The sequence below is a fragment of the Flavivirga aquatica genome (genome assembly GCF_001747085.1).
Lineage (GTDB): Bacteria > Bacteroidota > Bacteroidia > Flavobacteriales > Flavobacteriaceae > Algibacter_C > Algibacter_C aquatica.
This window is the reverse complement of the sequence record NZ_MDJD01000049.1, coordinates 103,780-127,269: the sequence shown is the minus strand read 5'-3', so window position 1 is coordinate 127,269 and position 23,490 is coordinate 103,780. Positions and strand designations below refer to the sequence as shown.

The window sequence follows — 23,490 nt, the reverse complement described above, 5'->3', positions numbered from 1 at the left end:
CCTGTGCATTTTCCCTAATAAGGAATTAAAGAGACTTTTTATTTAGTCCCTGTACTACCAAAACCACCTTCCCCTCTAGAGGTTTCAGAAAGTTGTTCTACTTTAACCCATTCGGCACGCTCATGTTTTGCTATAACTAATTGCGCAATGCGCTCTCCGTTTTCAATAATAAATTCTTCATTTGAAAGGTTTACTAAAATAACTCCTATTTCTCCTCTATAATCTGCATCAACTGTTCCTGGAGCATTTAAAACGGTAATTCCTTTTTTTGCTGCTAATCCACTTCTTGGACGTACTTGTGCTTCAAAACCAATAGGTAATTCTATAAACAAACCTGTTTTAACTATAGTTCTTTCTAAAGGTTTTAACGTGATTGATTCTAATATATTTGCTCGTAAATCCATTCCTGCAGACGCTATGGTTTCATAGTCTGGTAATTCATGATTGGATTTATTAATTATTTTAATTTGCATACTACCTTTTTAATAATTGCTTTAATTCTCTTTTTTCTAAAAACACTATAGTTCCTATAAATAAACACAAAAATACACTTCCTATAAGAATATTTCTTTCGAAATAATAATAACTTGAAAAAGATAGTACTATACTAAACGCTAAATAAAACCCTATTCTTCCTATAGCATAAGGTACTTTATAATGTTTTTTTCCTATAGAATAAGAAAGGATCATCATTATACCATAAGCTAAAAGTGTAGCGTAAGCACAAGCCATAAAACTTAATATAGGAATATATATTATATTAAATAGTATGGTTATAATTGCTCCAACAATGGAAATATACATACCATAACGTGTTTTATCTGTAAGCTTATACCATATGGATAGATTATGGTAAATACCTAAGCAAAGATTAGCTAATAAAACTATGGGAACAATATCTAGCGCTATTAAGTAGCTTTCTTTTTTAATAAAAATTGGTTGCAACCAATCGATATAAACTGTTATTATTAATAATCCTAATGTTCCAATAATGGTAAAATATTTAAGAATAATAGCATAAGTTTTTTTAGCGTTTTCTTCTTTTGAATGGTTAAAGAAAAAGGGCTCTGCTCCCATTCTAAACGCTTGAATAAAAAGTGTCATAAACACTGCCAGTTTATAACAAGCACTATAAGCACCATTAATATTTTTATCTAACATTTGAGGTAATAACCATTTGTCTAAATTTTCATTAATTACAAAAGCTAATCCTGCAATCATTATTGGCCAACCATAATTAAGTAGTTGCTTTAATACTTTAAAATCGAATACTAGCTTATTTTTAAAGAAGTATGGAGATACAAACAATAAAACAGCAGTGCTCGCTATAAGATTGGCTATAAATATATATTCAACTTTATTATCTACTTTAAATAAGTTTTGTAAGCTCTCTACCCCATATGTATTAGATAGAAATAAGATATTTAATACAACTATAATAAGAACATTAATAAGTTTTATTGAGGCAAATCTAATTGGTCTTCCTGTGACTCTTAAATAAGCGAATGGAATAACTATTAGCGTATCTATTACAGTAATTGCAACTAATAAATTGTAAAATTCAATATTTACATGAAGTATATGAGAAATTGATTCTCTAAATATAAACAAGCCCAATGCTAATATAACTGTACTAGAAACAATTGAAATAATAGCTGTTGATAATACTTTATTTTTCTCTTTATTCTTACTAAAAAACCTAAAAAAAGCGGTTTCCATACCGTATGTAAGTATCACATTAAAAAATGCAGCTACGATATAGAACTCTGTATTCTCTGAATACCCTTCGTTAGGAAGAATATCTGTATGTAAACGTACTAATAGAAAATTTATAAGGCGAGGCAAAACAATTGCCAAACCATAAATAATGGTGTCTTTAAAAAACTTTTTTAATACGCCCAACGATTGTTTTTTTTAGAAAATATTAAACAAAGATAAGTTATTGCCTCTTACGTAGCTCTGTAGGATAGGATTGTGACTCTTTTTTAATAATATTAGAAATCTTATAGTATTTGGTTGTTTTATTTTCTTTATAACTTACAATACACTCATCTTCTTTTAATGCAAAAGGTATCTTTTTAGGCAAATCATAGACCGTATTTCCATATTCCTCATTAGAGTCACTACTCATTACATAATCTTGTTTTTGATTTGCTTTAGTTTTAAAACGTCCAATAAAAGTCGACTTATTTTTATATTCTAATTTAGCTCTTCTTCCTTTAAAATACACACTATCTAAAATAAAAGATTCTGTATTATTAGTAACAGGAATAAAAACATTAAATCCAGAGCCACCTCCTTTAATACCAGCAACCCAATGTTCGTAATAAACATCACCTATAGAAATAGGGAGTTTTTTTTCTAATTTTTGGGTACTTGCACATTTTGAAAAACTAAGCATTCCTAAAAACAGTATTAGTAGCGTAAAAGTATTTTTAAATAATTTCATGTTAAGTAATTTGAAGCCCATAAATATAGCTCTTGCAAAATAAATGCCATAATATAAATAAGGTTTTATAAGCAAAATCAATATACTTAATGAAACTACTATGACTATAGCAACTTACTATTTTTGATCTTCCTATTAGAGTAATTAAGCTAGAGTATAGCTAATCTCTTTTCTCTAAATAGGCTTTTAAAAATTTATAAGCTTTAGTTTTTAGCGACTTTACAGTGTCTATTTTAATACTTAACCGTTCACTTATGGTTTTATTAGATAATCCCTTTAGAGCTAAATCGATTATTTCTTTTTTACGAGGACTTAAAAAAGTAATTGCTTCATGGAGTAATTTAGCACTTTCTTGAATAATTATACCTTCTTCCATTAAAACACTATCTTCTTTCCTTTTTTTGTTTTGAAGTTGATAGTTTTCTTTAACCTTATAATGCTTAATTTTATTGAGGCATTTGTTTTTTACCGTAATGTAGAGATAAGATTTTAAAGCGATCTCTTTTGGAAAAACTAATTTAGATTCCCATAATTGTAGAAATGTATTTTGAACGATGTCCTCACATTCGTCTATATCTATTAAAAAAGTATTAGCAAACACAACTAATCCTTTATAGTATTTATTAAAAATTGACCTAATATTTTCTGTAGAGTCTATGGTAAAACTTTTTTAGTTAAATATTAGGTCAATTCTCAAATTTGTTCAGCTTTATAGTAGTATTAAAACTTAAACATATATCTCTTTAAGGAGAAAAGAAACATAGCTGTTCTTTTAAAAGTTCTTTATATGAACCAATTTCTATGGTATTGCTTTTATAATTACTTCGCCATCAAAATTATACCCAAAAAAATCTGGATCATTTGGGTCTTCTCCTTCAAAATATTGACCAAATTCAAATATAATCGTTTTAGTATCTTCATCATAAGTACCCAAAGAAGTACTTTGGATAAGACTAAAACTATCACATGTTGGCAAATAAATTTGATTATTTATAACTACAGTTCCCTTTTTTGCGCCTTCAAATTCTGGAACAAAAGATAATATAGTTTCATCAAATTCAGGAGAAGCATTACAAAATGAAAAATCTCCAAAATTTAAATCAAACCAATCGCCTTGTATCCCTAAAGATCTACAACTAGCAGTAGTTGAAACAGTATTAGTAGAACCAAAATACGTAAGTTCTACAGATCCAGCCCATATAGAGGTAGCTACATTATTATTACATGGATCATATGGATTTGTACCATCATTAACTTCTTCACCATTGGTTGTACCATCATCATCGCAATCTGCTACTGACCAAATTTTATTTGTAACATCAAATCCTGTATACTCTTTATCTTGAACAGGATCACAAGGGTTATTTAAATCAGTATTATTATCTACTTCTTCAAAATCAAAAACCCCATCTCCATCAGTATCTCTATATTTTAAATTTATAGTAACAATAGATGTTTCTTCTACACTATTATCACTCACCAATACTTTTACTATAATTGTTGTGTTCACCCTTTCTGCATCGAAAGCAGATGTATCATCTACTATAATGTTTCCTTGCTGATCAATTTTTACTGCACCTTCAACATTCTGTGATACTATTGAAAATTTTACTTGTGAATTAGTTGATAAACCTAAAACAGTACCTATGTGACTATCAAGAGGTCTTAATAGTGCATCCAAGGTTATATCCTCTGTTGTTATTATTGTTGGCTCTTCATTATGTTGATCTTCACATGAATTACTAAAAACTATTAGTAATACAAGACTTAAAGTATATATTATTTTTTTCATCTTTTATATTTTTTAGTCTCTTGGATTTTGCTTTATTTCTGGATTGAAGTTGATATACTTTTGAGCTATTGGTTGTGCCCATTTTTTACTATTTGGTAATATAATAACAGCTTGTGAAACTCCATTATCATCAATAAAAGAATGATCTATAGTAATATTATCATTATCAAAAATATTGTAACGTTTAATATCAAAAGTACGCTCTACTGTACCAGGAAACTCTCTTAACCTTTCTTCTTTAACAAACCTTAATAACTCGTCTTTATCAGTTATATTTAAAGGCACATAAGTCCCTGTTTCATATCGTTTTTCTCGTAAAGTATTTAAATCATCATTAGATGCTTGTATATTTCCTAAACGCGCATTACATTCTGCTCGTATTAAATACATATCTGGTGTATAAATACCTTCTGTTCCTGACTCATTCTTTTGATTTGCTCTTAATTGATAACCCAAAACAGAACTTTCCTTATCTTCATTTGAGAATGCAGTTGGAAAATATATAATCCATTGTTTTCTCATATCATTACTTTCAAAAAGACTTCCATAAGTCTCAGTAAACGATAAATCCAGTATAAAGCCCTTATGCCAAACTACTTGAGTATCTTCAATAATATTAGGCCAATACCTTTCTACTGTTAAAACAGATGTCCCCTCAGCAGTATAAGAATCTGTTTCTTCTTGGTTTATATCTCTTAGCACATCATACAAATCCAAAGCATATTCTATATTCTCTAAAGCCTCTTGATATTTTCCTTGATACAAGTACACTTTTGATAATAAAGCATGAGCAGCAGTTTTTGACGGTCTAAAGCTTAATTCCAATGGTTGCGTATCTTTTAAGTTATTTATACTTGTCGTTATATCATCAATAACTAAATCGTAAACCCCTTGTACACTTGCTCGAGTTAAGTCAACATTAAACAAGTCGAAGCCTTCCCTTATAGGAACTCCAAGGTCTGTAGCAGCTGTAGCAGGATTATAATGCAAACCATAAATATTAACCAAATTAAAATACGCATAAGCGCGATGTAATTTTGCTTCTGCTTTTAATTGAGCAACACTATTTCCTGAAACCTCATCTTCTAATTTTGATAAACCGTCTAAAACAATATTAATATTAAATATTTGTCCATAATAAGTATTCCAATCATCATCATCATTAGTAGCACCATAAATAAACTCATTGAACCTATACAAATTACGTTGTTCTTGAGAATAACCCAATTCATCATTTAAATTATCATCAAGTAAAACTATATCTGATGCGTAAGGTGTTAACCCATGCTTTAATGTATATATTTCTGCATCATCTAATAACAATCTATAATCTTCAATTGTTGATGGAATTGCTATACCCTGCGGATCAATATCTAAAAATTCATTTTTAGAACAAGAAATAAAAACAACTACTGTTAATAACAGGATTACTATTTTATATGTAAATTTTTTCATTTTTAAAATCTAGTGTTTATGTTAAAACTGAATGCTCTTTGTAGAGGGAAAAATTGATTTTCTGGATCCACATCCCATTTATTAAAATTCCAAACAGCTACATTATCTACTTGAAAACTCATTCTTAAACTATCAAACCCTATCTTTTTTAATACAATTAATGGTAAGTTATATCCAAAATTAATTTGATTAAGTCTTATATGAGAAGCGTCATCAACAAAAGAATCTACACTCGAATAATAGTTATATTTTACTCCTCCTCCTGCAGAAAATGTTGGAACTCCAGGAATTGATGTTTGATTTTCATCTCCAGCTTCTTTCCAACGGTTGTTAAAATCTTTTGTTACATTAACAACATCTCCATACTGACCTGGTATAAACCTATTATTATATCTAAACACATGACCAGCCTTAAGACTAGTTAATACACGTAATGAAAAATTCTTATATGCAAACTCATTAATCCATGAGCCATAATAAATAGGAACTAATGTCCCTTCTTCCTTTAAATCTTCCGATTCTTTTATTTCTGAACCATCTTCACTTAAATCAATAATATCTCCATTTCTATCAAAATATTGAGGAGCACCAGTATTATCCAAACCAGCATAACGATAACTATATATTGTAGAAAGAGCTTTCCCTAATCTAGGTATTGCCCCTCTTATATGAGCAGAAATATCTTCATTATCAAACTCTACTTTTGTTAATTCATTTTTATTTAAACTAAAATTCAAGCTTGTGTTATAAGAAAAAGCACTCTGAGGTTTACTAAAATCAAAATTAAGCTCAACATCAAGTCCTTTGTTTGTTAATTCACCTGCATTGACCTCTTGTTCACTAATTCCCAATGTGGAGTTAAAAGCGATTGAAGAAAATAAATTCTCACTAACTTCTGAATAAAAATCAACACTACCACTAATAAAATTTTCAAGTAATCTAAAATCAACACCAAAGTTAGTTTTACTTACTTTTTCTAACTGTAATAAATTATTAGGGATATTACTTATCCTAGCAAATTGACTACCAAATATAGCACTTGTCCGTTGAGGTATTACAATAGTCAAAAAACGCCCTGCTTCTTTATCTCCTGTATTAGCGTTAGTACCATGAGAAACCCTTAAATATAGTGAATTGACAATATTACTAGAAGAAAACAATTCTTCGTATGCATCCCATTTTAAACCAACAGAATATAATGGTTTATTTCTAAAATCATCTTCGGCACCAAAAAAATCTTGATCATCTAGTCGTATACTTCCTGATAGAGTATATTTATCATTAAATGTATAAGCCAAATTAGAATAATAAGAATAAATTCTATCTTGCTGATCATCTAAAAAATTCCCTTCAGGAATTTTAAAATTTCTAGTTAAAGGAAGAGCATCATTATAAAAATTGTCATACAACCTACCAAAATCAAGCTCTTGTTGGAATTTTAATGACACATCATTGTATCCATATAAACGCCTAGAATCTGTTCCAAAATTTGTTATACCTACTTCATATCCCGCTATCGCTGTAATGTGATGTAAACCATCCTTAAACCCTTTATCAAAATTAAATTGACCTCTTAAAATATGTGAAGCTCTTCTAAAAAAGGAATTATTTAAAATAGCCCCCTTATTTAAAACATAATCTGTATCTGGGTTATTAACTCTATTAGTATTAGAATCTATTTGAGCAAAAAGATTAACACGATGTCTAGCGGCAAACGTATTTTCATTAAATAAATTTTTTGTCTCTCTTGCATTTAGCGCATATCTATAAGTCAACGACAAATCCAACCCTTCAAAAAACTCATAATTAAGAGCTGCTTGCAATCTTAAATTTGCATTATCTATAGTATTATCTGCATTATCATACTCTTGAAGCACATTATAAGTATAATCGTATGGCACTCCTCTACTTAATAAAAAATCAGAAAAACCACTATTGGCTCCTCCAAATTGAGCTACATAATTACCTGAATTATCTAATAAACGACTATTAATTGGTATACTAGATAAAAAACCAGACGGTGTTGCTGGATTATCAAAAAATATAGATAAACCATCATTTAATTGAGTAGGTCCTGCATTCTCTAATGATTGCGAAAAATTTGTTATAAAACTAACATTAAGTTTATCTGAAAGATCTATAGAACTCCTAATGTTAGCTATAATTTGTTTAGAATCAACATTTACTAATCCACTTTCATTATTATTAAATGTAATTGAAGCTCTAAAATCTTGTTTTTCACCCCCACCGGATATAGCTAAATTATACTGATTCCAAATGGTTTGCCTAAGCACTTTATTACTATATTCTTTTCTAGCATCTAAAAGAGACAAATTATTTAATCTAGCATTAGCCTGACTTTGAGTTAATTCACCTCTTTCTTGCATTAATAATGTTTCTAAGACAGGATTAAGCTGAGAAAATTGGTTAGCATCAATTGTTTCTGTCGGTCCTGAAAATAAATTATCAACTCCAACATTTATATTATTAGCATTAAAATACGCTTTTTGGTAGTTTATTTGTGTACTAGGACCAGCTATATTAGTATCAAAAATATCTAGCTTGGATGTTATAGATGTGTTAACTGAAGCCTCTACCATCGTTTTACTGTTTCTAGAACCTTTTTTAGTAACAATAACAATAACACCTGAGGCTGATTTTATACCCCAAATTGACGATGCCGCAGCATCTTTGAGAACATTTATACTTTTTACATCGTTAGGATTTATATTCGAAACGTTACTACCTTCAGGCAATGCTACTCCATCAACAACAATTAACGGTGTACGTTGCCCACTAATAGAATTAATTCCACGAACTAAAAACCCCTCATTATTATCTAATAATAAACCAGGAGTTTCATTTGCTATTTTTGATAGTATGTTTTGATCTATCTTAGTTTCTAAAACTTTAGCTCCAACTGTACCAAAAGAACCTGTTGCTCTTTCTCTTGTTATAGTTTGATATCCTGTTGATATAACCACTTGATCTAATTCAAAAGAAGTCGGTTTCATTTGGATATTATAAACCGTTTCCTCGGTAACTGGAACTTCTTGGTCAATATACCCTAAATAATTAAACACCACTACATCACCTTTCTTCGCTTGTAAAGTAAACTTACCATCAAAATCTGTAACTACACCATTTTGAGTACCAGCAATTAAAATAGTAACTCCAGCTAATGGAATTCCATTTTCATCTACAACCAGACCAGAAATAGATTGCTGAACAGCTGTTTCATTACTAATATTATTTTTCTCTAAAACTTTAAGGACAATTTGCTTTTCAAGCACTTTAAAGTTTATGTTGGTAAACTTAAAAAGTCGCTTTAGAACTCCGTTCAAAGGTTCTTTATCAGAACTCAATGAAACTCTTCTATTTAAATCCACACTACTTATATTGTAGAGGAATCTATAGTCTGTGATTTTTTCAATGTGGCTAAAAACTTTTTCAACCGTTACATTATCTAAATCAAGAGTTACTTTTGTATTTTGCCCATAGCTACTAGCATATATCTGAAAAAAGGATGCTATAAAAAAGAAGTAAGTAAGTTTCATTTTTAGATTGGGGTTTAACAGCAAAATGCATACACGCCCAGTGCTCTTTAAAGTTTTTTTCATATTTTTGGAATGTTAGTTTAGGTGATATTTTATTTTATCACTTTTAATTCTACCGAGGGGTGGTGGAGCACCTCTCGGTTTTTTAGTTTACTACTATAATAATTTTGTCCCTTTTAACAGTATAATTAAACATGTAAACCTCGCTAAAATAGCGCATTATCTGCTCTATAGTTTCATTTTCAAACCTTGCTGTAAATCTTTCTTGCCCTAATTTTTCATTATAACCAGTTATACTTACATCAAAATTTCGTTCTAACTTTTTAACAATTTCAGCAAAAGAGTTACTTTTAAACAAAAGCTCTCCTGTGCGCCAACCTGTATAAAAGTAAGGATCTACAACATTTTTACTAATAACCTTATTGTTTTTATCCCATGAAGATTGTTCATTAGGAATTAAAAGCAAAGCTTTACGTTCTTTAGACGAATCAAAAACACGTACAGATCCTTCTACAAGTGTTGTTCTTATTACAGAATCCTCTTTATAAGAAGATATGTTAAATTGAGTTCCTAGAACCTCTATATTATGGTTATTTGTATTAACGATAAACCTATGTTCTTTATCATGAGTAACATCAAAATAAGCTTCACCATTTTCAAGATATACTTGTCTAGGTTGACCTTCTACAAAATTAACAGGATATTTAAAAACAGTCCCTGAATTTAAGTCGACTTTAGTTCCATCTGATAAAATAACCTGAAACTTTTTCCCATAAGGAATCTTTAAAGTATTATATGCTACTGTATGCGTCGAATTTTCTAAATAGCTTAATTTATCATTATTCAAGTGACCTATCGTAGTATTATGATCATTTTTAATACTATAATTTTCGTCCCCTTTTATTAATTGCTTATAACCATTATCTAATAATAGTTCTATATTTTTTTCTGAGGTATTAACAACCGTAGGAGCGACCTCTTTATTTCCTTTAGATATAAACCAAGCTGAACTTATACTTAAAAATAAAACCGCAGTAGCTGCATATTTATAGAATTTCTTTGGAAACCTCCATGATTTTCTTTCAGAATTCTCAATTTCTTTTAATGCATTAAAAATAGCCTCACCTGTATCAAATTTTTCTCCAACAGTTTTAAACAAATAATCATCTTTAATAGCATTCTTAAAGAATTCCGCATTCTCTTTTTGTAAGAGTAATACATCTAATTCTTTAGCCTCACTATCAGAAATTTTTCCTTCTAATAATTTATTTGTTAAAACCGAAATGCTAGATAAATTGGTCATTTGATGCTATTTTTCAAGGTTATGACCAAAAAGTTTTTCGTAACCCTTACCCAATGATAAACTTTTTTTACTTTTATTTGTAAATATTTCGTATTTTGAAATTTGTAAATGGCAACCAGTAAACAAGAAGAAATATTACTCTCTCAACTTAAGCTAGGCGATAAAGATGCTTATACGCAAATTTACATTACCTACCACGCTAAGTTATGTCGCTACATGTTTTCACTTTCAGGCAATGCTAGCCTATCTGAAGATATTGTTCAAGAACAACTTATGCAATTATGGATAAAAAGAGAAACCCTTTCTATAGCCTCATTAAATGCTTACTTATATAAGTCTGTTTACAACAAGTACATGAATTTTTGTAATAACGAAAAACGTAAGATTTCTTTAAGAGAACAACTACGTATGGAAGTTATTATTGATATTGAAAGTTCAGAAGCAGAAATAAATCAAGAAAGATTATCTGCTCTTAAAAATATTATAGACAAACTTCCCCAAAAGCGAAAAGAGATATTTATATTAAGTAAATTAAAAAATTACGAATATAAAGAAATTGCTTCTATGCGAAATATTTCTGAGCGTACAGTAGAAAGCCAGATAAGAAAAGCGTTAATTACCATACGCCATGAAATTTCTGAGTTAAAATTAACTCAAAACTTACCTTTTTTAGTCCTAATTAATCTTTTTTTTTTAAAAAACAATTTTCTAGTAACACCCTTTTCTTTTTAAGTTGTTATAACTAAAAACAATTTTTGGACTCTAGAAAAAAAGCAATAGTAAGATTAAAAAAAGCTCTTGATATCTTTTTTAAAAAAGATAATGATGTTTCTTCTACAGGTACATTTAAGACCGAAGATTCAGAATATCTTAAATCGGTAGTTTCAAAACAAGAACTGTATAATACTATTAATACTGAAAAAGCTTGGACTCAATTTGAGCAAAAAATTAAAACTTCTAAAAATACTACTCCAAAACCTACAACATCTATTTGGCAATCTACTTTAAAATATGCAGCTATTGCTATTGGAATATCTTTTGGTTTATTCTTTTTTATTCAAAACCAGACTGAAGAAAATAAACACCAATTAACAACAAAACAGCAAGAAAAAACAATACAGTTAAATATTTTAGGAGAAAGCACAAAATATATTAAAACATCAGGAAATACTGAAATTACAAATGCTAACGGAGAAATTATAGCCTTTCAAAATGGAAAGGAAATAAATTATAATACAATAGATCACAATTCTCAAAAAGAACAATTAATTCAGGAAATAAAAGTACCCTACGGTCAAACCCTTAGAATTATACTTTCAGATGGAACAAAAGTATATTGTGACGCTGGAACAAAACTACAATTCCCAACAAAATTCCCTAAAACTGGTGAACGAAAAGTAAGCCTATCTGGGCAAGCCTTTTTTGATGTGGTTAGTGATGTTAAAAATCCTTTTATTGTTAATACGAATAGCATGGATGTTCGTGTATTAGGCACTCAATTTAATGTTTCTGCTTACGATAATAATAGTACCACGCAAACAGTATTAGTCGAAGGCTTAGTTAAAATTAAATTAAAACATACTCTAGCTAATACAACTAAACTAATTAGTCTTGTTCCTGGGCAAATGGCGACCTACAACGAACATTCAAAACGAGCACTTGTAAAAACAGTTAATACCTACAACCACACTGCATGGATATCACAAAAACTCATTTTCAAGGAAACCCCCTTTATTTCAATTTTAAAAACGTTAGAACGTAGATTCAATGTTACCATAATTAATAAAAACAAAGCACTCGATCATGAAATTTTTACTGCAAAGTTTACTGATGAAACCTTAGATCAAATATTAAATGCTTTCAAGACAGACAACGATCTTTCCTATACTATAAAAAATGATCAAGTCTTAATTAAATAAAACAACTCACTAAATATAAAATTCTTAACCCAAAAGCATGAAACATATAAACATTAAAAGCATAACTGCCATTTTAATTGGCTTAACTATTATATCAGGAACAGCCCTTTCTTGTGCTCAAAAAAAGAAAGAAGAACAGTCTATTGTTAAAAATTCCACTATAGCATCTATAACTGGTACCATTAAAGGACATGTTAATGGAAACAGCATTTCAATAACAGAAATTAATGCCGATTTAGATAACGAAAGCATTGACACGATAAGCACTGTAAGTTTAAAAAATGGAAAATTTTCGTTTGACAATATAAAAGTTGATGACCCTAGAGCAGTAAAACTAACCTTTGGAGACACTATTAATACCATTGTATTTTTAGAACCAGGAACTATTAACGTCGAAATTTCTCCAAGAGACACCATTTATACTGAATATTTTACAGGAATAGAAGTAAGAGCTAAAAGAACTGGAACTATAAATAACACTCTTTTTACACAATACAGAGATAAACGATATAACATTTTAACATCTCCCGAATTTGTTAAAGTAAGAGCTTTTGACAAGACGATGTTTGACCTTTATGCAGATTTTGATTTGTTGAATAAACAAATGCATCAATTTAAAAACATCTCCTCTAAAAGAGACTCCATGCTTATGAAAATCAAAAAAGATTTCATTGTGAAACATAATGATAAAATGGTATCTCCATATATTGTTCTTTTTGAAGACTATCGCTTTAATGATGCCTTTAATGCTAAAGAAATTATTGACTTTTTTGATGCTTACGATAACAGTTTAAACGGTAACAAGTACTATGAAAGTATTAAAAAATATGTGGTCGCTTCAAGAAATACCGCAGTAGGCATTACTTTAGCAGATTTTGCGCTAAAGAATAGAAATGGAGAAACCATAAGCCTATCTTCTTTTAAAGGTAAATATGTTTTAATAGATTTTTGGGCTTACTGGTGTAAACCTTGTGTTGCTGCTTTTCCTCATTTAGAAAAACTTCGCAAAAAGTACAGAACAGATGGCTTTGAAATTCTTGGAATATCTTCGGATCCTAATCAAGAACAATGGATTAAAGCTTTAAACAAACACAAACCATCTTGGACTCAAGTTATTGACAACAAAGAAAAAACAGTATCTAAACAATTCAATATATCAAAACTACCAACTACTTTTTTAATAGACAAAGAAGGAAAAATAATAGCTATAGATCTTTACGCAGAAGATTTAGACAATGAATTACACACTATTTTTGGTCATTAAAAACCATTATAAATGCCCTCTATTTGTAAAATAAAATTTAAAAAACAATGGCCTCTGTACTTGGTATGTATGTGTCTCTTTATTTCATGTGAAACGAAGAAGCACACATTACCTATGTACTACATCGTGGGAACTATTGATGGAATAAATGAGGGCACAGTTGAATTAATTGATTACACATATTATGAATTTGGTCAAGTCTTTAATCAAGCAGAGATAAAAGATGGACTATTTCACCTTCAAGGTTCTATTAAAAACATACATGAATGCTATTTAGTTGTAAACCATAAGTATGAAGCATTTTTTATTTTAGAACCTGCCAAAATGCAAATACAATTAAACATTGAAAAACCTTTATATGAACACGATAATTATATAGGTTTAGAACCAACTATTATAAACTCTGAAGTAAATACACTTTTTACCAAATATCTACATAAAGAAGATAGTATTTATTGTCTTCCTGAATTTAAAAACTTGTATAATTGGCACCAAAATGATAGTACGCAATTAAACAAATTAGATCATTCTTATCCCATTTACAAAGAACAAATCTTAACTTCTAAAACTCTTTTAGATGAAAAAATAGACGATTTAAGAATGCGTTTTGTTATTGAAAATGGACATTCTAAAATTGCTCCTTATATCATTTTAAATGAAGGAAATGGCTTTGATGATTACACCTATTCCATTCAAGATATGCAAAAGATATGCAAAATCTTTCAATCCAAACAGAAGGATAGTTATTATACAAGAATGTGTCAAAATATTTTAGTAAAAGCAAGAAAACTTGCTAAAAATACCGCAGCACCAGACTTTTTATTAGAATCGGCAGAAGGAACACCAACTTCCTTGAGTACATTCAAAGGAAAATATGTCCTACTCTATTTTTGGACTCATTGGTGTGGAAATAGTTGTAAGGATGATTTTATTGAATTAAAAAAACTTTATAAATCTTATGACAGAAAAGATTTTGAAATCGTAAGTATTTCTGATGATCCTGAAATAAAACCATGGCAAAAAACTATTAAAAAGCATCAATTAACTTGGCCTCAATTAATTACTAATTCTAAAAGAGATCAGCTTAAGTCCTACGATTTAAGTTTTATACCTACCATTTACCTTTTAGATAGGAATGGAAAAATTTTAAATAAAAGTTTAGACTTATCTCAAACAAAAAATTGCTTAAACAAATTTCTTCATGAAGAAAAATAAAATTAAGACTAAATTAAAATCTATAAAGATGATCAAAATAAAATTAAGCGTAAGTATAACACTAATAGCTTTCTTAAGCACATTTACTCGAGCTCAAACTAAAACGACAATCCCATTACCCAGTGAAATAAAACAAGGAAAGCTGGACAATGGTATGACTTACTACATTTTAAAAAATCAAAACCCTAAAGGAAAAGCAAGTTTTTATTTTGCTCAAAATGTAGGCGCTATACTTGAAGAGGATAATGAGGATGGTTTAGCCCACTTCTTGGAACATATGGCATTTAAAGGCTCTAAAAACTTTCAAGAAAGCAATGGTATAGATAACTTTTTACAATCAAAAGGGTTTGTTCTTGGAGAACAATATAATGCTTTCACCAATTGGGATCAAACACTATACTATGTTCAACAAGTTCCTGCTAAAGATAACGCCTTTATAGATCAAATCATGTTAATGATACATGACTGGTCTGGATCACTTAATTTAAGTGAAAAAGATATTAATGACGAACGTGATATAATATCAGGAGAATGGAGAGAACTTCAAAGTTCAAATTATACGCTTCAAAAAAAGACATGGCCTGCACTTTATAATAATTCAAAATACACAGACAGGGATGTTATGGGAGATGTTAGCTATATAAAATCTTTTAATAGTGATCTATTAAGAAATTTTTATAAAAAATGGTACAGACCAGATTTACAAGCTATAATTATTGTAGGAGACATTGATGTAGATATTATAGAAAATAAGGTAAAGGCTCTTTTTTCTAAAATTCCAAAAGCAACAAACCCAAAAGAGCGATTTTATATTGAAATTCCAGAAAATAAAGAAACACAATATCTTCTAGCTACAGAAAAAGCAGACGATATTATTGATGTAAATATGACTTTTATTTTCAGAGAAAAAGAGCCTAAAATCATTAACGAAGCCCAATTACGTTCAAACTTTATAAAAAGTCTGTTTTCAAGTATGATTTCCAAACGTTACAGACAAGTTATTAATAAACAAAAATCTTCTGCTCAAAGTATTAGGGTGGGACACACTAAACTAACCGCTTTAGATGGAATAAACCAAATATCAATATCACCAAGAGCAGGACAAGAATTAAATGCTGTCGCTGCTGCTTTTACTGAGTTAGAAAGAGTAAAAAAATATGGTTTTCTAAAAAGTGAACTAGACTTGGCTAAAAAGAACCTAAAAGTTTCTTTCGAAAATAGAGCAGACAGAGAAAAAGATAAAAGCAATTCTGCATGGGCAAATCAATTGGTAAGTTATTTTATAGAAGCTAAACCTGTACTATCTGCTAAATGGACTTTAGACTTTTTAGATAAAACATTACCTAGTATAACTACTGAAGAGATAGGTAATTATGTAAATAGTTTTCAAGACTTAAACAAATGTACTATTATCATCTCTGGACCGGAAAATGATGACACAAACTATCCTTCTCAAAAAGAAATTTTAGCAGTAATAAAAAAAGTAAAAGCAAGTAAAATTAAAAAGTTTAATGACAACCTTGATGAAGTCTTAAAAAAACCATTATTGTCTGAAAAATTACCTATCAAAAAAATAAAAGACAAATTTAATATTGAAGGTATTGGTGAAGCTAAAGGTTATGTTCTTAATAATGGGGTTCGTGTTATACTAATGCCTTCTAAAGAAAAAAACAGTAATATCTCTATGCAAGCCGTTAGCCCAGGAGGTTTAGCAAGCTTAAAAACCAAAGACTTAATTTTCATTGATTCTGCTATTGAACTTGTTCAAAATTCTGGACTAGGAGATTTTAATGCTTCAGACTTATCTCAAAAACTTTCAACACAATCTGCTAGAGTTAGTTTAAGTTATAGAGGATTTCACGATATCATTCAAGGCAGAGGATTAGTTAAAGATTTAGAAAGCATGCTTCAACAAACTTATTTATATTTTGAAAAACCAAGATTTGATAAAACTGTTTTCGAAAATAAGAAACAAGATTGGAAAAACGATTTCAAACGCTATTATCTAAATACAGAAAAAAGCGAACTTTATGATGCTATAAGTATATTATCTTCTAATGGACACCCAAGATCCTTCCCAAATAAGGAAGAAGATTTTGATGCTATTACTTTTGAACAATGCAAAACCATTTTTAAAGAACGCTTTTCTGATGCTAATGATTTTAGTTTTGTTTTCATTGGAAATTTTGATCATAAAAAAGCACTTCCTCTTATACAAAAATATTTAGGCAATCTGAGTACTAAACCTAGTTCAGAAAGTTTTATAGATCACAAAATAGAAAGTGCTAAAGGAATTTCTATAAGAGAAATAGAAAAAGATATGCAAACTCCTAAAACTAGTATAAGTTATAATCTTGTAAATAATAAAATAGAGTATACTACAGAAAACGCCTTAATCTCTCAAGTAATAGAGGCTATGCTTTATACTCGGTTTTTATCGACGCTTAGAGAAGATGAAGGCGGTACCTATGGCTCACAATCCTATGTAACATTAACAGATATACCAAAAAGCGAACTAAGTGTTAGCATTGATCTGGATTCAGATCCAGAAAAGACAGAAAACATGATAAGGATTATTAAACAAGAATTAAATAACCTGACTAATGATGACACTTATTCTACCGATTTAAAAAATGCAAAAACATATCTTTTAGATAATAGAAAAGACAACCAACAAAGCGATTTTTTTTGGGAAGAGGAAATTATTAACATAGAGCTTTTTAAAAGAAAGCATATCTCTTTTGAAGATTATAAAAATAAAATTGATGACATAACACTTGAAAAAATACAAGATTTTGCTAAAAAATATATCATTACATCTAATGTTATTCAAGCTACATTGAGTCCTAAAAAATAATTTTAGATTATGTTTTTAAGAGTAACCAACCATTTTCCCATAAATAATACTCTTATAAACAGAAAAGAGCATCTCATTTAGATGCTCTTTTTATTATTTTTTCAATAAATTAATTTACTATATTTCTTCATTAGAAGATCCCATTAAAGCAAAGAATTTATCAATATTTGGAAGAATAACTATACGTGTTCTTCTGTTTCTTGCTCTACTTTTAGGCGTTTTATTATCAGTAAGTGGCTGAAAACTACTTCTTCCTGCTGCTATCATTTTTTCAGGTGCCACTTTAAATTTATTTTGTAATTTTCTAACTACAGATGTTGCTCTTAAAACACTTAAATCCCAATTATCTGAAATCTTTTCTGTATTAATCCCTCTAGAATCTGTATGTCCTTCAACCATTACTTCTAAGCTTTCTTCTGAGTTTATAACATCAGCTAATTTTTGTAAAATCTTATTTGCTTTAGAGCTCACTTGATAGCTTCCACTATTAAATAACATCTTATCAGAAATAGAAATCATAACCACAGTTTCATTAATATTAACTGCAATATCTTCGTCTTCTTTAAGACTAGTTGCTTGCATCGTTTTTTCTAAATTATGAGCTACAGCTAAATTCATAGAATCTTTAAGAGTTTTAGCTTGGCTTAGCTTAGCAGGATCAACCTTAGCTAAGGTAGCACGCATTTTCACTTTAGCATCATTAGAAATTACAGTACCATTATCTATAACATCAAGCTTAGAATTATTTTCTTTAGTAAGAGTACCAATATCTTCTTTTAAAGATGATATTTTAGAATTATATGAATCAACTCTGGTTTGTATTGCCTGAAACTTAGCCTCTAACTCTTCATTAGCCACTTTTGTTTTTGTTAATTCACTTTCAATTTGACCTTTTTCTTCTTCTAAAGCAACATACTTCTTCTTTGAAACACAAGAAAAAACTAGAGCTACTAATAATAACATTGAAATTTTTTTCATAATAATATCTTTAATTTACAGCATTTACGAGAGAAACATGATTGTAGATCTTAAAACTGTTATTTATTTTAGATTATTTTGTTTTCATCCATTTAAATATGGGCATATTTTTAAAATTTGCTTTCAGAAAAATAGCCTTCTTTTCCTTTTCTTTTATTTCCAAATAATCATGCCTTAATTTATTATCAGCAAATATTATTAACATAAATATTTATGTCTATTTTGAAATTAGGGCTGTAGGTATTTTCCTTTTTAAGAGAGGTAACTATACATTAGGTGAAATTAAAATCAAATACACAAATTGAGGTTGAAGCTGGAGTAATTTTAATCGTGCACAATCTGCATCTCCTTTTAAAATTGCTTTTGTAAATAACTTTGCTATTTCAAACTTCTTTATAAAAGATAACTACACAAAAAATCCATCTGTATTTATTATAGCAGATAGTAAATTTAGTGGAGGAAGCTATGATTTAACAACATTTCATAGAATTCCACAAAATGGTGTAATTATAAATGGTCATGCTGAAAATATTGCAACAGGTTATGCTACAGCTCAAATTTATAGTGATCGTAAAATTTACTTTAAAAACATTTCTGGTAAAAAGGAATTACTATCCATTTAGAGCCAGGTAGTCGTAAAGGTTTTGATGATTTAAACAAAGTGCCTAACCAAACCATAGGAAATATTCAAGATGTATTGTTAGATAATATTAATAATGACTCTGGTTTTGCTTCATTATTTAAGGACATGTTGGAAATTCGTTTGATTGTGGTAAAAGCCAGCTAAGATTAATCTTAACTGACTTTTATTTGTGCTTCTAAATTTATTCAAAAAACACTCTCTCTTTACATACAGACAAACTATTCAAAAAACTCTTTTAATATTAATAACTCTTTTTATACTTCCTTTATAATAAAAAGTGTCAAAACCACTAAAATAACTATCGACGAAACTTGAATATAAGTATAAAAGCCATTAGACAAACTTTCTTTAAAAAAAGGTAATAATATAATAAAACCAATAGCATAGCATACAATTACAATTGGAGTAATAATATAATGTGTCCTTATTCGCTTCCTATAATAATTAATCATTTCTTGCTTAAAAGCAGTAGCACTAATAGTAACTTTTATTTGTTTAAGCTTTTTAATGCTAAACTGTTCAATAATTATTCTTACTAATAATGAACCAAGCATTAATAATAATGCTACGGCAACTAAAACATTATTATATGCTGCTATATAAAAAAAGAACGCGATTAGTATTATCCCTGTTATGCTCAATATAACATTGGTAATTCGTTGTTTCTTTTTAATAAAAGTTATTCTTTCAATAATTAATTTAGAACCATTTTTAGGCGGCATTAGTTCAGATTGATTTTCCCATTGGGATTTTATATTTTCAAAAATTATCATTGTTTAACACATTTAGTTAATTCATTTTTAATTCTATAGATTCTTACCCGAATTGCTTCATGGCTAAGTCCCATTATTTCTGCTATTTCTTTTTGTCGTAAGCCTTCTAATTCTAATAGAATAATACTTTTGCTATCCTTATTTAAGGTATTAATACATTGGTACAATTGATTTATTTGTAATGATTATACCATGTCTTCACTTTTAAAGTTAGACATCATAAGTGCTCCTATAGAAGGCAGTGCATCTATTACAATAATTTTGGCAAATTCAAATGTGTCATCTGTTGCTAACCATAAAGCTAAACTATGCCCTATCAATGTTGCCTTTTCTAATTTGTTTTCAGAAATATAATTCTCAATTCCTACTTTAACTTTTGGTAACCAAGGTTTTTCTATTGTGGACACATCACCAAAACCAGCGAGAGTAAAAACATGACATGCATTCGTTTTTGATAATTCTTTTACAACATTATTCCATACTTCGTACATGCAAACCCAGGAAATAATAGAATAAGTTCTCCTTTTCCAATAACCTTTACATCAAAAGCCTTGTTTTGAGTACCTAAAGATATACTAAGAAAAATAATAGCTAATAATGTAAATGTTTTAATTGATTTCATGATATACATTTTTATTTGATTTTCCCTTTAGATACAAAATCAAAAAATGTCACATGAAAATTTTAAAAATAAAAAAAGCCTCACTAAAAGTGAGGCTTGATATTATATTTTGATAGTAAAATTAACTATACAACGATTAGTTGTTTAATGCTTCGGCACCACCAACAATCTCAAGGATTTCGTTAGTAATTGCTGCTTGACGCGCTTTGTTATAAGTTAATTTAAGCTGATCTCTTAACTCTGTTGCATTATCTGTTGCTTTGTGCATTGCCGTCATACGTGCACCATGTTCACTAGCAAAAGAATCTCTAATACCTTTATATAATTGTGTTTTTAAAGACTTAGGAATTAGCTCTTCAATAATTTCGATTTTTGATGGCTCAAAGATGTAATCTGAATTAGCATTAACCTCTCCTTCAACAGGAACTATTGGTAAAAACTGCTCAGTCATTATAATTTGAGTTGCTGCATTTTTAAATTTGTTATAAATAATTTCGATTTTATCGAATTCACCTGAAACAAATTTATCCATTAACAATTGAGCTATTTCAGAGACATTATCGAACGTTAAATCATCATAGATTTCACTTTTATTTGCAATAACGTTATTAGTTTTCTTAAAAGCATCATTTGCTTTTTTACCTATAACTAAATAAGATACATCTTGATTAGCATAAGTTTCAGAAACTAACCTGTTAACTTCTTTAATAATGTTTGAATTAAAAGCACCTGCCAAGCCTCTATTAGAAGTAATTGGAACTATAAGTACTTTTTTTAATTCACGTTCTTCAGAATATGCACTTCCAGAATCTGCATCTAAAGTCGCACTCAAGCTTTGTAAAAGCTCGGTTAACTTATCTGAATAAGGACGCATTGCTGTAATAGCATCTTGCGCCTTCTTTAACTTAGCAGCAGATACCATTTTCATGGCACTAGTAATCTGCATCGTTGAAGATACTGATGATATTCTGTTACGTATTTCTTTTAAATTTGCCATATTTTAAAATATGAAATAAGATTCCCTCTTTCGAGGGAATATTAATTATGCTAAATATTTTCCTGATAAATCTTTTGCTACAGCTGTTAATGTATCTGTAACTTCATCAGTTAATTTCCCTGCTTTTAAAGTATCTAAAATATCTCTGTGTTTTGCGTTTAAAAACTCAATAAAATCTCTTTCGAATTCTTTAACTTTATTAACAGGTACATCTTTTAATAAATTTTTAGATCCTGCATAAATAATTGCAACTTGATCTTCAACTGTAAACGGATCGTTTTGAGCTTGCTTTAAGATCTCAACGTTACGTTTACCTTTTTCAATTACATTTAAAGTAACAGCATCTAAATCTGATCCAAACTTAGCAAACGCCTCTAATTCACGAAACTGTGCTTGGTCTAATTTTAAAGTACCAGATACTTTTTTCATTGATTTAATTTGTGCATTACCTCCAACACGAGATACCGAAATACCTACATTAATAGCTGGACGTACACCCGAGTTAAATAAATCTCCATCTAAGAAGATTTGTCCATCTGTAATAGAAATTACATTTGTTGGAATATATGCAGATACATCTCCCGCTTGTGTTTCAATAATTGGTAAAGCTGTTAAAGAACCCCCACCTTTTACAATTGGCTTTAACGAATCTGGAAGATCGTTCATGCTCTTAGCAATCTCATCATTATTGATAACTTTTGCAGCACGTTCTAATAAACGTGAGTGTAAGAAAAATACATCTCCAGGATACGCCTCACGTCCTGGTGGACGACGTAATAATAATGATACCTCACGGTAAGCTACTGCTTGTTTAGATAAATCATCATAGATAATTAAAGCTGGACGTCCAGTATCTCTAAAATACTCACCAATTGCAGCACCTGCAAAAGGCGCATAAACTTGCATTGGAGCAGGGTCTGATGCATTTGCAGCAACAATAGTAGTATAAGCTAAAGCTCCTTTTTCTTCTAAAGTTTTAGCAATTAAAGCTACTGTAGATGCTTTTTGACCTACGGCAACATATATACAATATACAGGCTCACCTGCATCGTAAAATTCTTTTTGATTTAAGATGGTATCTATACAAACAGCTGTTTTACCTGTTTGACGATCACCAATAACCAACTCACGTTGACCACGACCTACAGGAATCATAGCATCAATAGATTTGATACCTGTTTGTAATGGTTCTGTTACTGGCTCACGATAAATAACACCAGGCGCTTTACGCTCTAGAGGCATTTCGTAAGTTTTTCCAGAAATAGGTCCTTTACCATCAATTGGATTACCTAACGTATCTACAACACGTCCAACAATACCTTCACCTACATTAACAGAAGCAATACGTGATGTACGTTTAACAGTAGATCCTTCTCTAACGCCTTTAGAAGCGCCTAATAATACAATACCTACGTTATCTTCTTCAAGGTTAAGTACAATACCTTCTAAACCACCTTCGAATTCTACTAATTCTCCATATTGAGCGTTAGCTAATCCATAAGCACGAACAATACCGTCACCTACAGTTAATACAGTTCCTACTTCGTCTAATGAAGCACTTGCTTCAAAACCCGATAGTTGTTGTTTTAAGATTGCTGATATTTCAGCTGGTTTTACTTCTGCCATCTTTATTTAGTATTTAGATGTTAGACATAAGACACGGGTG

At 29.6% G+C, this 23,490-nt stretch carries 20 protein-coding genes; 5 read left to right on the top strand and 15 right to left on the bottom strand.

What is annotated here, in order from left to right:
- Window positions 1–38 precede the first annotated feature (38 nt).
- The 8 genes from dut to A8C32_RS13815 form a co-directional block, all read right to left on the bottom strand.
- Window positions 39–473: a dUTP diphosphatase gene (gene dut / locus A8C32_RS13850; protein ID WP_069831026.1), complete on the bottom strand. Its 435-nt coding sequence runs from the start codon at window positions 471–473 to the stop codon at window positions 39–41.
- Window position 474: 1 nt separating this feature from the next.
- A complete protein-coding gene (locus A8C32_RS13845; protein ID WP_069831025.1) occupies window positions 475–1,902 on the bottom strand; it encodes an oligosaccharide flippase family protein in 1,428 nt (475 codons plus the stop codon).
- A 37-nt stretch (window positions 1,903–1,939) separates the two neighbouring features.
- Entirely contained in the window at window positions 1,940–2,449 is a 510-nt protein-coding gene (locus tag A8C32_RS13840; RefSeq protein WP_069831024.1) for a hypothetical protein, read from the bottom strand.
- 160 nt (window positions 2,450–2,609) lie between these two features.
- Window positions 2,610–3,080 (bottom strand): sigma-70 family RNA polymerase sigma factor, encoded by a 471-nt coding sequence (locus tag A8C32_RS13835; protein WP_276205031.1) that lies wholly within the window; start codon window positions 3,078–3,080, stop codon window positions 2,610–2,612.
- A gap of 168 nt (window positions 3,081–3,248) precedes the next feature.
- Window positions 3,249–4,241 carry a cadherin repeat domain-containing protein gene (locus A8C32_RS13830; protein ID WP_069831022.1) on the bottom strand — a complete coding sequence of 331 codons (993 nt, stop codon included), beginning with the start codon at window positions 4,239–4,241 and terminating at the stop codon, window positions 3,249–3,251.
- A gap of 12 nt (window positions 4,242–4,253) precedes the next feature.
- Window positions 4,254–5,696 carry a RagB/SusD family nutrient uptake outer membrane protein gene (locus A8C32_RS13825; protein WP_069831021.1) on the bottom strand — a complete coding sequence of 481 codons (1,443 nt, stop codon included), beginning with the start codon at window positions 5,694–5,696 and terminating at the stop codon, window positions 4,254–4,256.
- A gap of 2 nt (window positions 5,697–5,698) precedes the next feature.
- Window positions 5,699–9,253: a SusC/RagA family TonB-linked outer membrane protein gene (locus tag A8C32_RS13820; protein WP_069831020.1), complete on the bottom strand. Its 3,555-nt coding sequence runs from the start codon at window positions 9,251–9,253 to the stop codon at window positions 5,699–5,701.
- Between the two features lie 145 nt (window positions 9,254–9,398).
- Complete coding sequence (locus tag A8C32_RS13815) at window positions 9,399–10,556, bottom strand: FecR family protein (RefSeq protein ID WP_069831019.1); 1,158 nt, start codon at window positions 10,554–10,556, stop codon at window positions 9,399–9,401.
- A gap of 108 nt (window positions 10,557–10,664) precedes the next feature.
- On the opposite strand from A8C32_RS13815, the gene A8C32_RS13810 reads away from it, so the two are divergent.
- The 5 genes from A8C32_RS13810 (at window position 10,665) to A8C32_RS13790 (ending at window position 17,811) form a co-directional block, all read left to right on the top strand.
- A complete protein-coding gene (locus A8C32_RS13810; protein WP_069831018.1) occupies window positions 10,665–11,288 on the top strand; it encodes an RNA polymerase sigma factor in 624 nt (207 codons plus the stop codon).
- A 23-nt stretch (window positions 11,289–11,311) separates the two neighbouring features.
- On the top strand, window positions 11,312–12,475 hold the full coding sequence (locus A8C32_RS13805) for a FecR family protein (RefSeq protein ID WP_069831017.1): 1,164 nt from the start codon (window positions 11,312–11,314) through the stop codon (window positions 12,473–12,475).
- A 37-nt stretch (window positions 12,476–12,512) separates the two neighbouring features.
- Window positions 12,513–13,739: a TlpA disulfide reductase family protein gene (locus A8C32_RS13800; protein ID WP_069831016.1), complete on the top strand. Its 1,227-nt coding sequence runs from the start codon at window positions 12,513–12,515 to the stop codon at window positions 13,737–13,739.
- Window positions 13,740–13,853: 114 nt separating this feature from the next.
- Window positions 13,854–14,954: a TlpA disulfide reductase family protein gene (locus tag A8C32_RS13795; protein ID WP_069831015.1), complete on the top strand. Its 1,101-nt coding sequence runs from the start codon at window positions 13,854–13,856 to the stop codon at window positions 14,952–14,954.
- Window positions 14,941–17,811, top strand: coding sequence for a M16 family metallopeptidase (locus A8C32_RS13790; RefSeq protein WP_069831014.1), 2,871 nt, complete (start codon window positions 14,941–14,943; stop codon window positions 17,809–17,811). The genes A8C32_RS13795 and A8C32_RS13790 overlap by 14 nt, the downstream gene beginning before the upstream one ends.
- Before the next feature lie 117 nt (window positions 17,812–17,928).
- Here A8C32_RS13790 and A8C32_RS13785 read toward each other — a convergent pair whose 3' ends face one another.
- The 7 genes from A8C32_RS13785 to atpA form a co-directional block, all read right to left on the bottom strand.
- Window positions 17,929–18,789 carry an OmpA family protein gene (locus tag A8C32_RS13785; RefSeq protein WP_069831013.1) on the bottom strand — a complete coding sequence of 287 codons (861 nt, stop codon included), beginning with the start codon at window positions 18,787–18,789 and terminating at the stop codon, window positions 17,929–17,931.
- A gap of 897 nt (window positions 18,790–19,686) precedes the next feature.
- A complete protein-coding gene (locus A8C32_RS13780) occupies window positions 19,687–20,205 on the bottom strand; it encodes a hypothetical protein (protein WP_069831012.1) in 519 nt (172 codons plus the stop codon).
- Window positions 20,202–20,372: an RNA polymerase sigma factor gene (locus A8C32_RS20015; RefSeq protein WP_240491750.1), complete on the bottom strand. Its 171-nt coding sequence runs from the start codon at window positions 20,370–20,372 to the stop codon at window positions 20,202–20,204. Before A8C32_RS20015 ends, A8C32_RS13780 begins: the two co-directional genes overlap by 4 nt.
- 18 nt (window positions 20,373–20,390) lie before the next feature.
- On the bottom strand, window positions 20,391–20,696 hold the full coding sequence (locus A8C32_RS13775) for an alpha/beta fold hydrolase (protein ID WP_069831011.1): 306 nt from the start codon (window positions 20,694–20,696) through the stop codon (window positions 20,391–20,393).
- Complete coding sequence (locus A8C32_RS20725; protein WP_165605846.1) at window positions 20,669–20,827, bottom strand: hypothetical protein; 159 nt, start codon at window positions 20,825–20,827, stop codon at window positions 20,669–20,671. Before A8C32_RS20725 ends, A8C32_RS13775 begins: the two co-directional genes overlap by 28 nt.
- A gap of 136 nt (window positions 20,828–20,963) precedes the next feature.
- The gene (gene atpG, locus A8C32_RS13770; protein WP_069831010.1) at window positions 20,964–21,824 is read right to left on the bottom strand and encodes an ATP synthase F1 subunit gamma; all 861 of its coding nucleotides are present in this window, start codon (window positions 21,822–21,824) and stop codon (window positions 20,964–20,966) included.
- Between the two features lie 45 nt (window positions 21,825–21,869).
- Window positions 21,870–23,450, bottom strand: coding sequence for a F0F1 ATP synthase subunit alpha (gene atpA, locus A8C32_RS13765; protein WP_069831009.1), 1,581 nt, complete (start codon window positions 23,448–23,450; stop codon window positions 21,870–21,872).
- Between the last annotated feature and the right edge of the window lie 40 nt (window positions 23,451–23,490).

Coding starts and splice junctions, on each gene's coding strand:
- A8C32_RS13815 (WP_069831019.1), bottom strand. CDS start 10,556: ATGACCAATTTATCTAGCATTTCGGTTTTAACAAATAAATTATTAGAA.
- A8C32_RS13795 (WP_069831015.1), top strand. CDS start 13,854: ATGTACTACATCGTGGGAACTATTGATGGAATAAATGAGGGCACAGTT.
- A8C32_RS13785 (WP_069831013.1), bottom strand. CDS start 18,789: ATGAAAAAAATTTCAATGTTATTATTAGTAGCTCTAGTTTTTTCTTGT.
- atpA (WP_069831009.1), bottom strand. CDS start 23,450: ATGGCAGAAGTAAAACCAGCTGAAATATCAGCAATCTTAAAACAACAA.
- A8C32_RS13840 (WP_069831024.1), bottom strand. CDS start 2,449: ATGAAATTATTTAAAAATACTTTTACGCTACTAATACTGTTTTTAGGA.
- A8C32_RS13810 (WP_069831018.1), top strand. CDS start 10,665: ATGGCAACCAGTAAACAAGAAGAAATATTACTCTCTCAACTTAAGCTA.
- A8C32_RS13830 (WP_069831022.1), bottom strand. CDS start 4,241: ATGAAAAAAATAATATATACTTTAAGTCTTGTATTACTAATAGTTTTT.
- A8C32_RS13800 (WP_069831016.1), top strand. CDS start 12,513: ATGAAACATATAAACATTAAAAGCATAACTGCCATTTTAATTGGCTTA.
- A8C32_RS13780 (WP_069831012.1), bottom strand. CDS start 20,205: ATGATAATTTTTGAAAATATAAAATCCCAATGGGAAAATCAATCTGAA.
- A8C32_RS13820 (WP_069831020.1), bottom strand. CDS start 9,253: ATGAAACTTACTTACTTCTTTTTTATAGCATCCTTTTTTCAGATATAT.
- A8C32_RS13775 (WP_069831011.1), bottom strand. CDS start 20,696: ATGTACGAAGTATGGAATAATGTTGTAAAAGAATTATCAAAAACGAAT.
- dut (WP_069831026.1), bottom strand. CDS start 473: ATGCAAATTAAAATAATTAATAAATCCAATCATGAATTACCAGACTAT.
- A8C32_RS13790 (WP_069831014.1), top strand. CDS start 14,941: ATGAAGAAAAATAAAATTAAGACTAAATTAAAATCTATAAAGATGATC.
- atpG (WP_069831010.1), bottom strand. CDS start 21,824: ATGGCAAATTTAAAAGAAATACGTAACAGAATATCATCAGTATCTTCA.
- A8C32_RS13825 (WP_069831021.1), bottom strand. CDS start 5,696: ATGAAAAAATTTACATATAAAATAGTAATCCTGTTATTAACAGTAGTT.
- A8C32_RS20725 (WP_165605846.1), bottom strand. CDS start 20,827: ATGAAATCAATTAAAACATTTACATTATTAGCTATTATTTTTCTTAGT.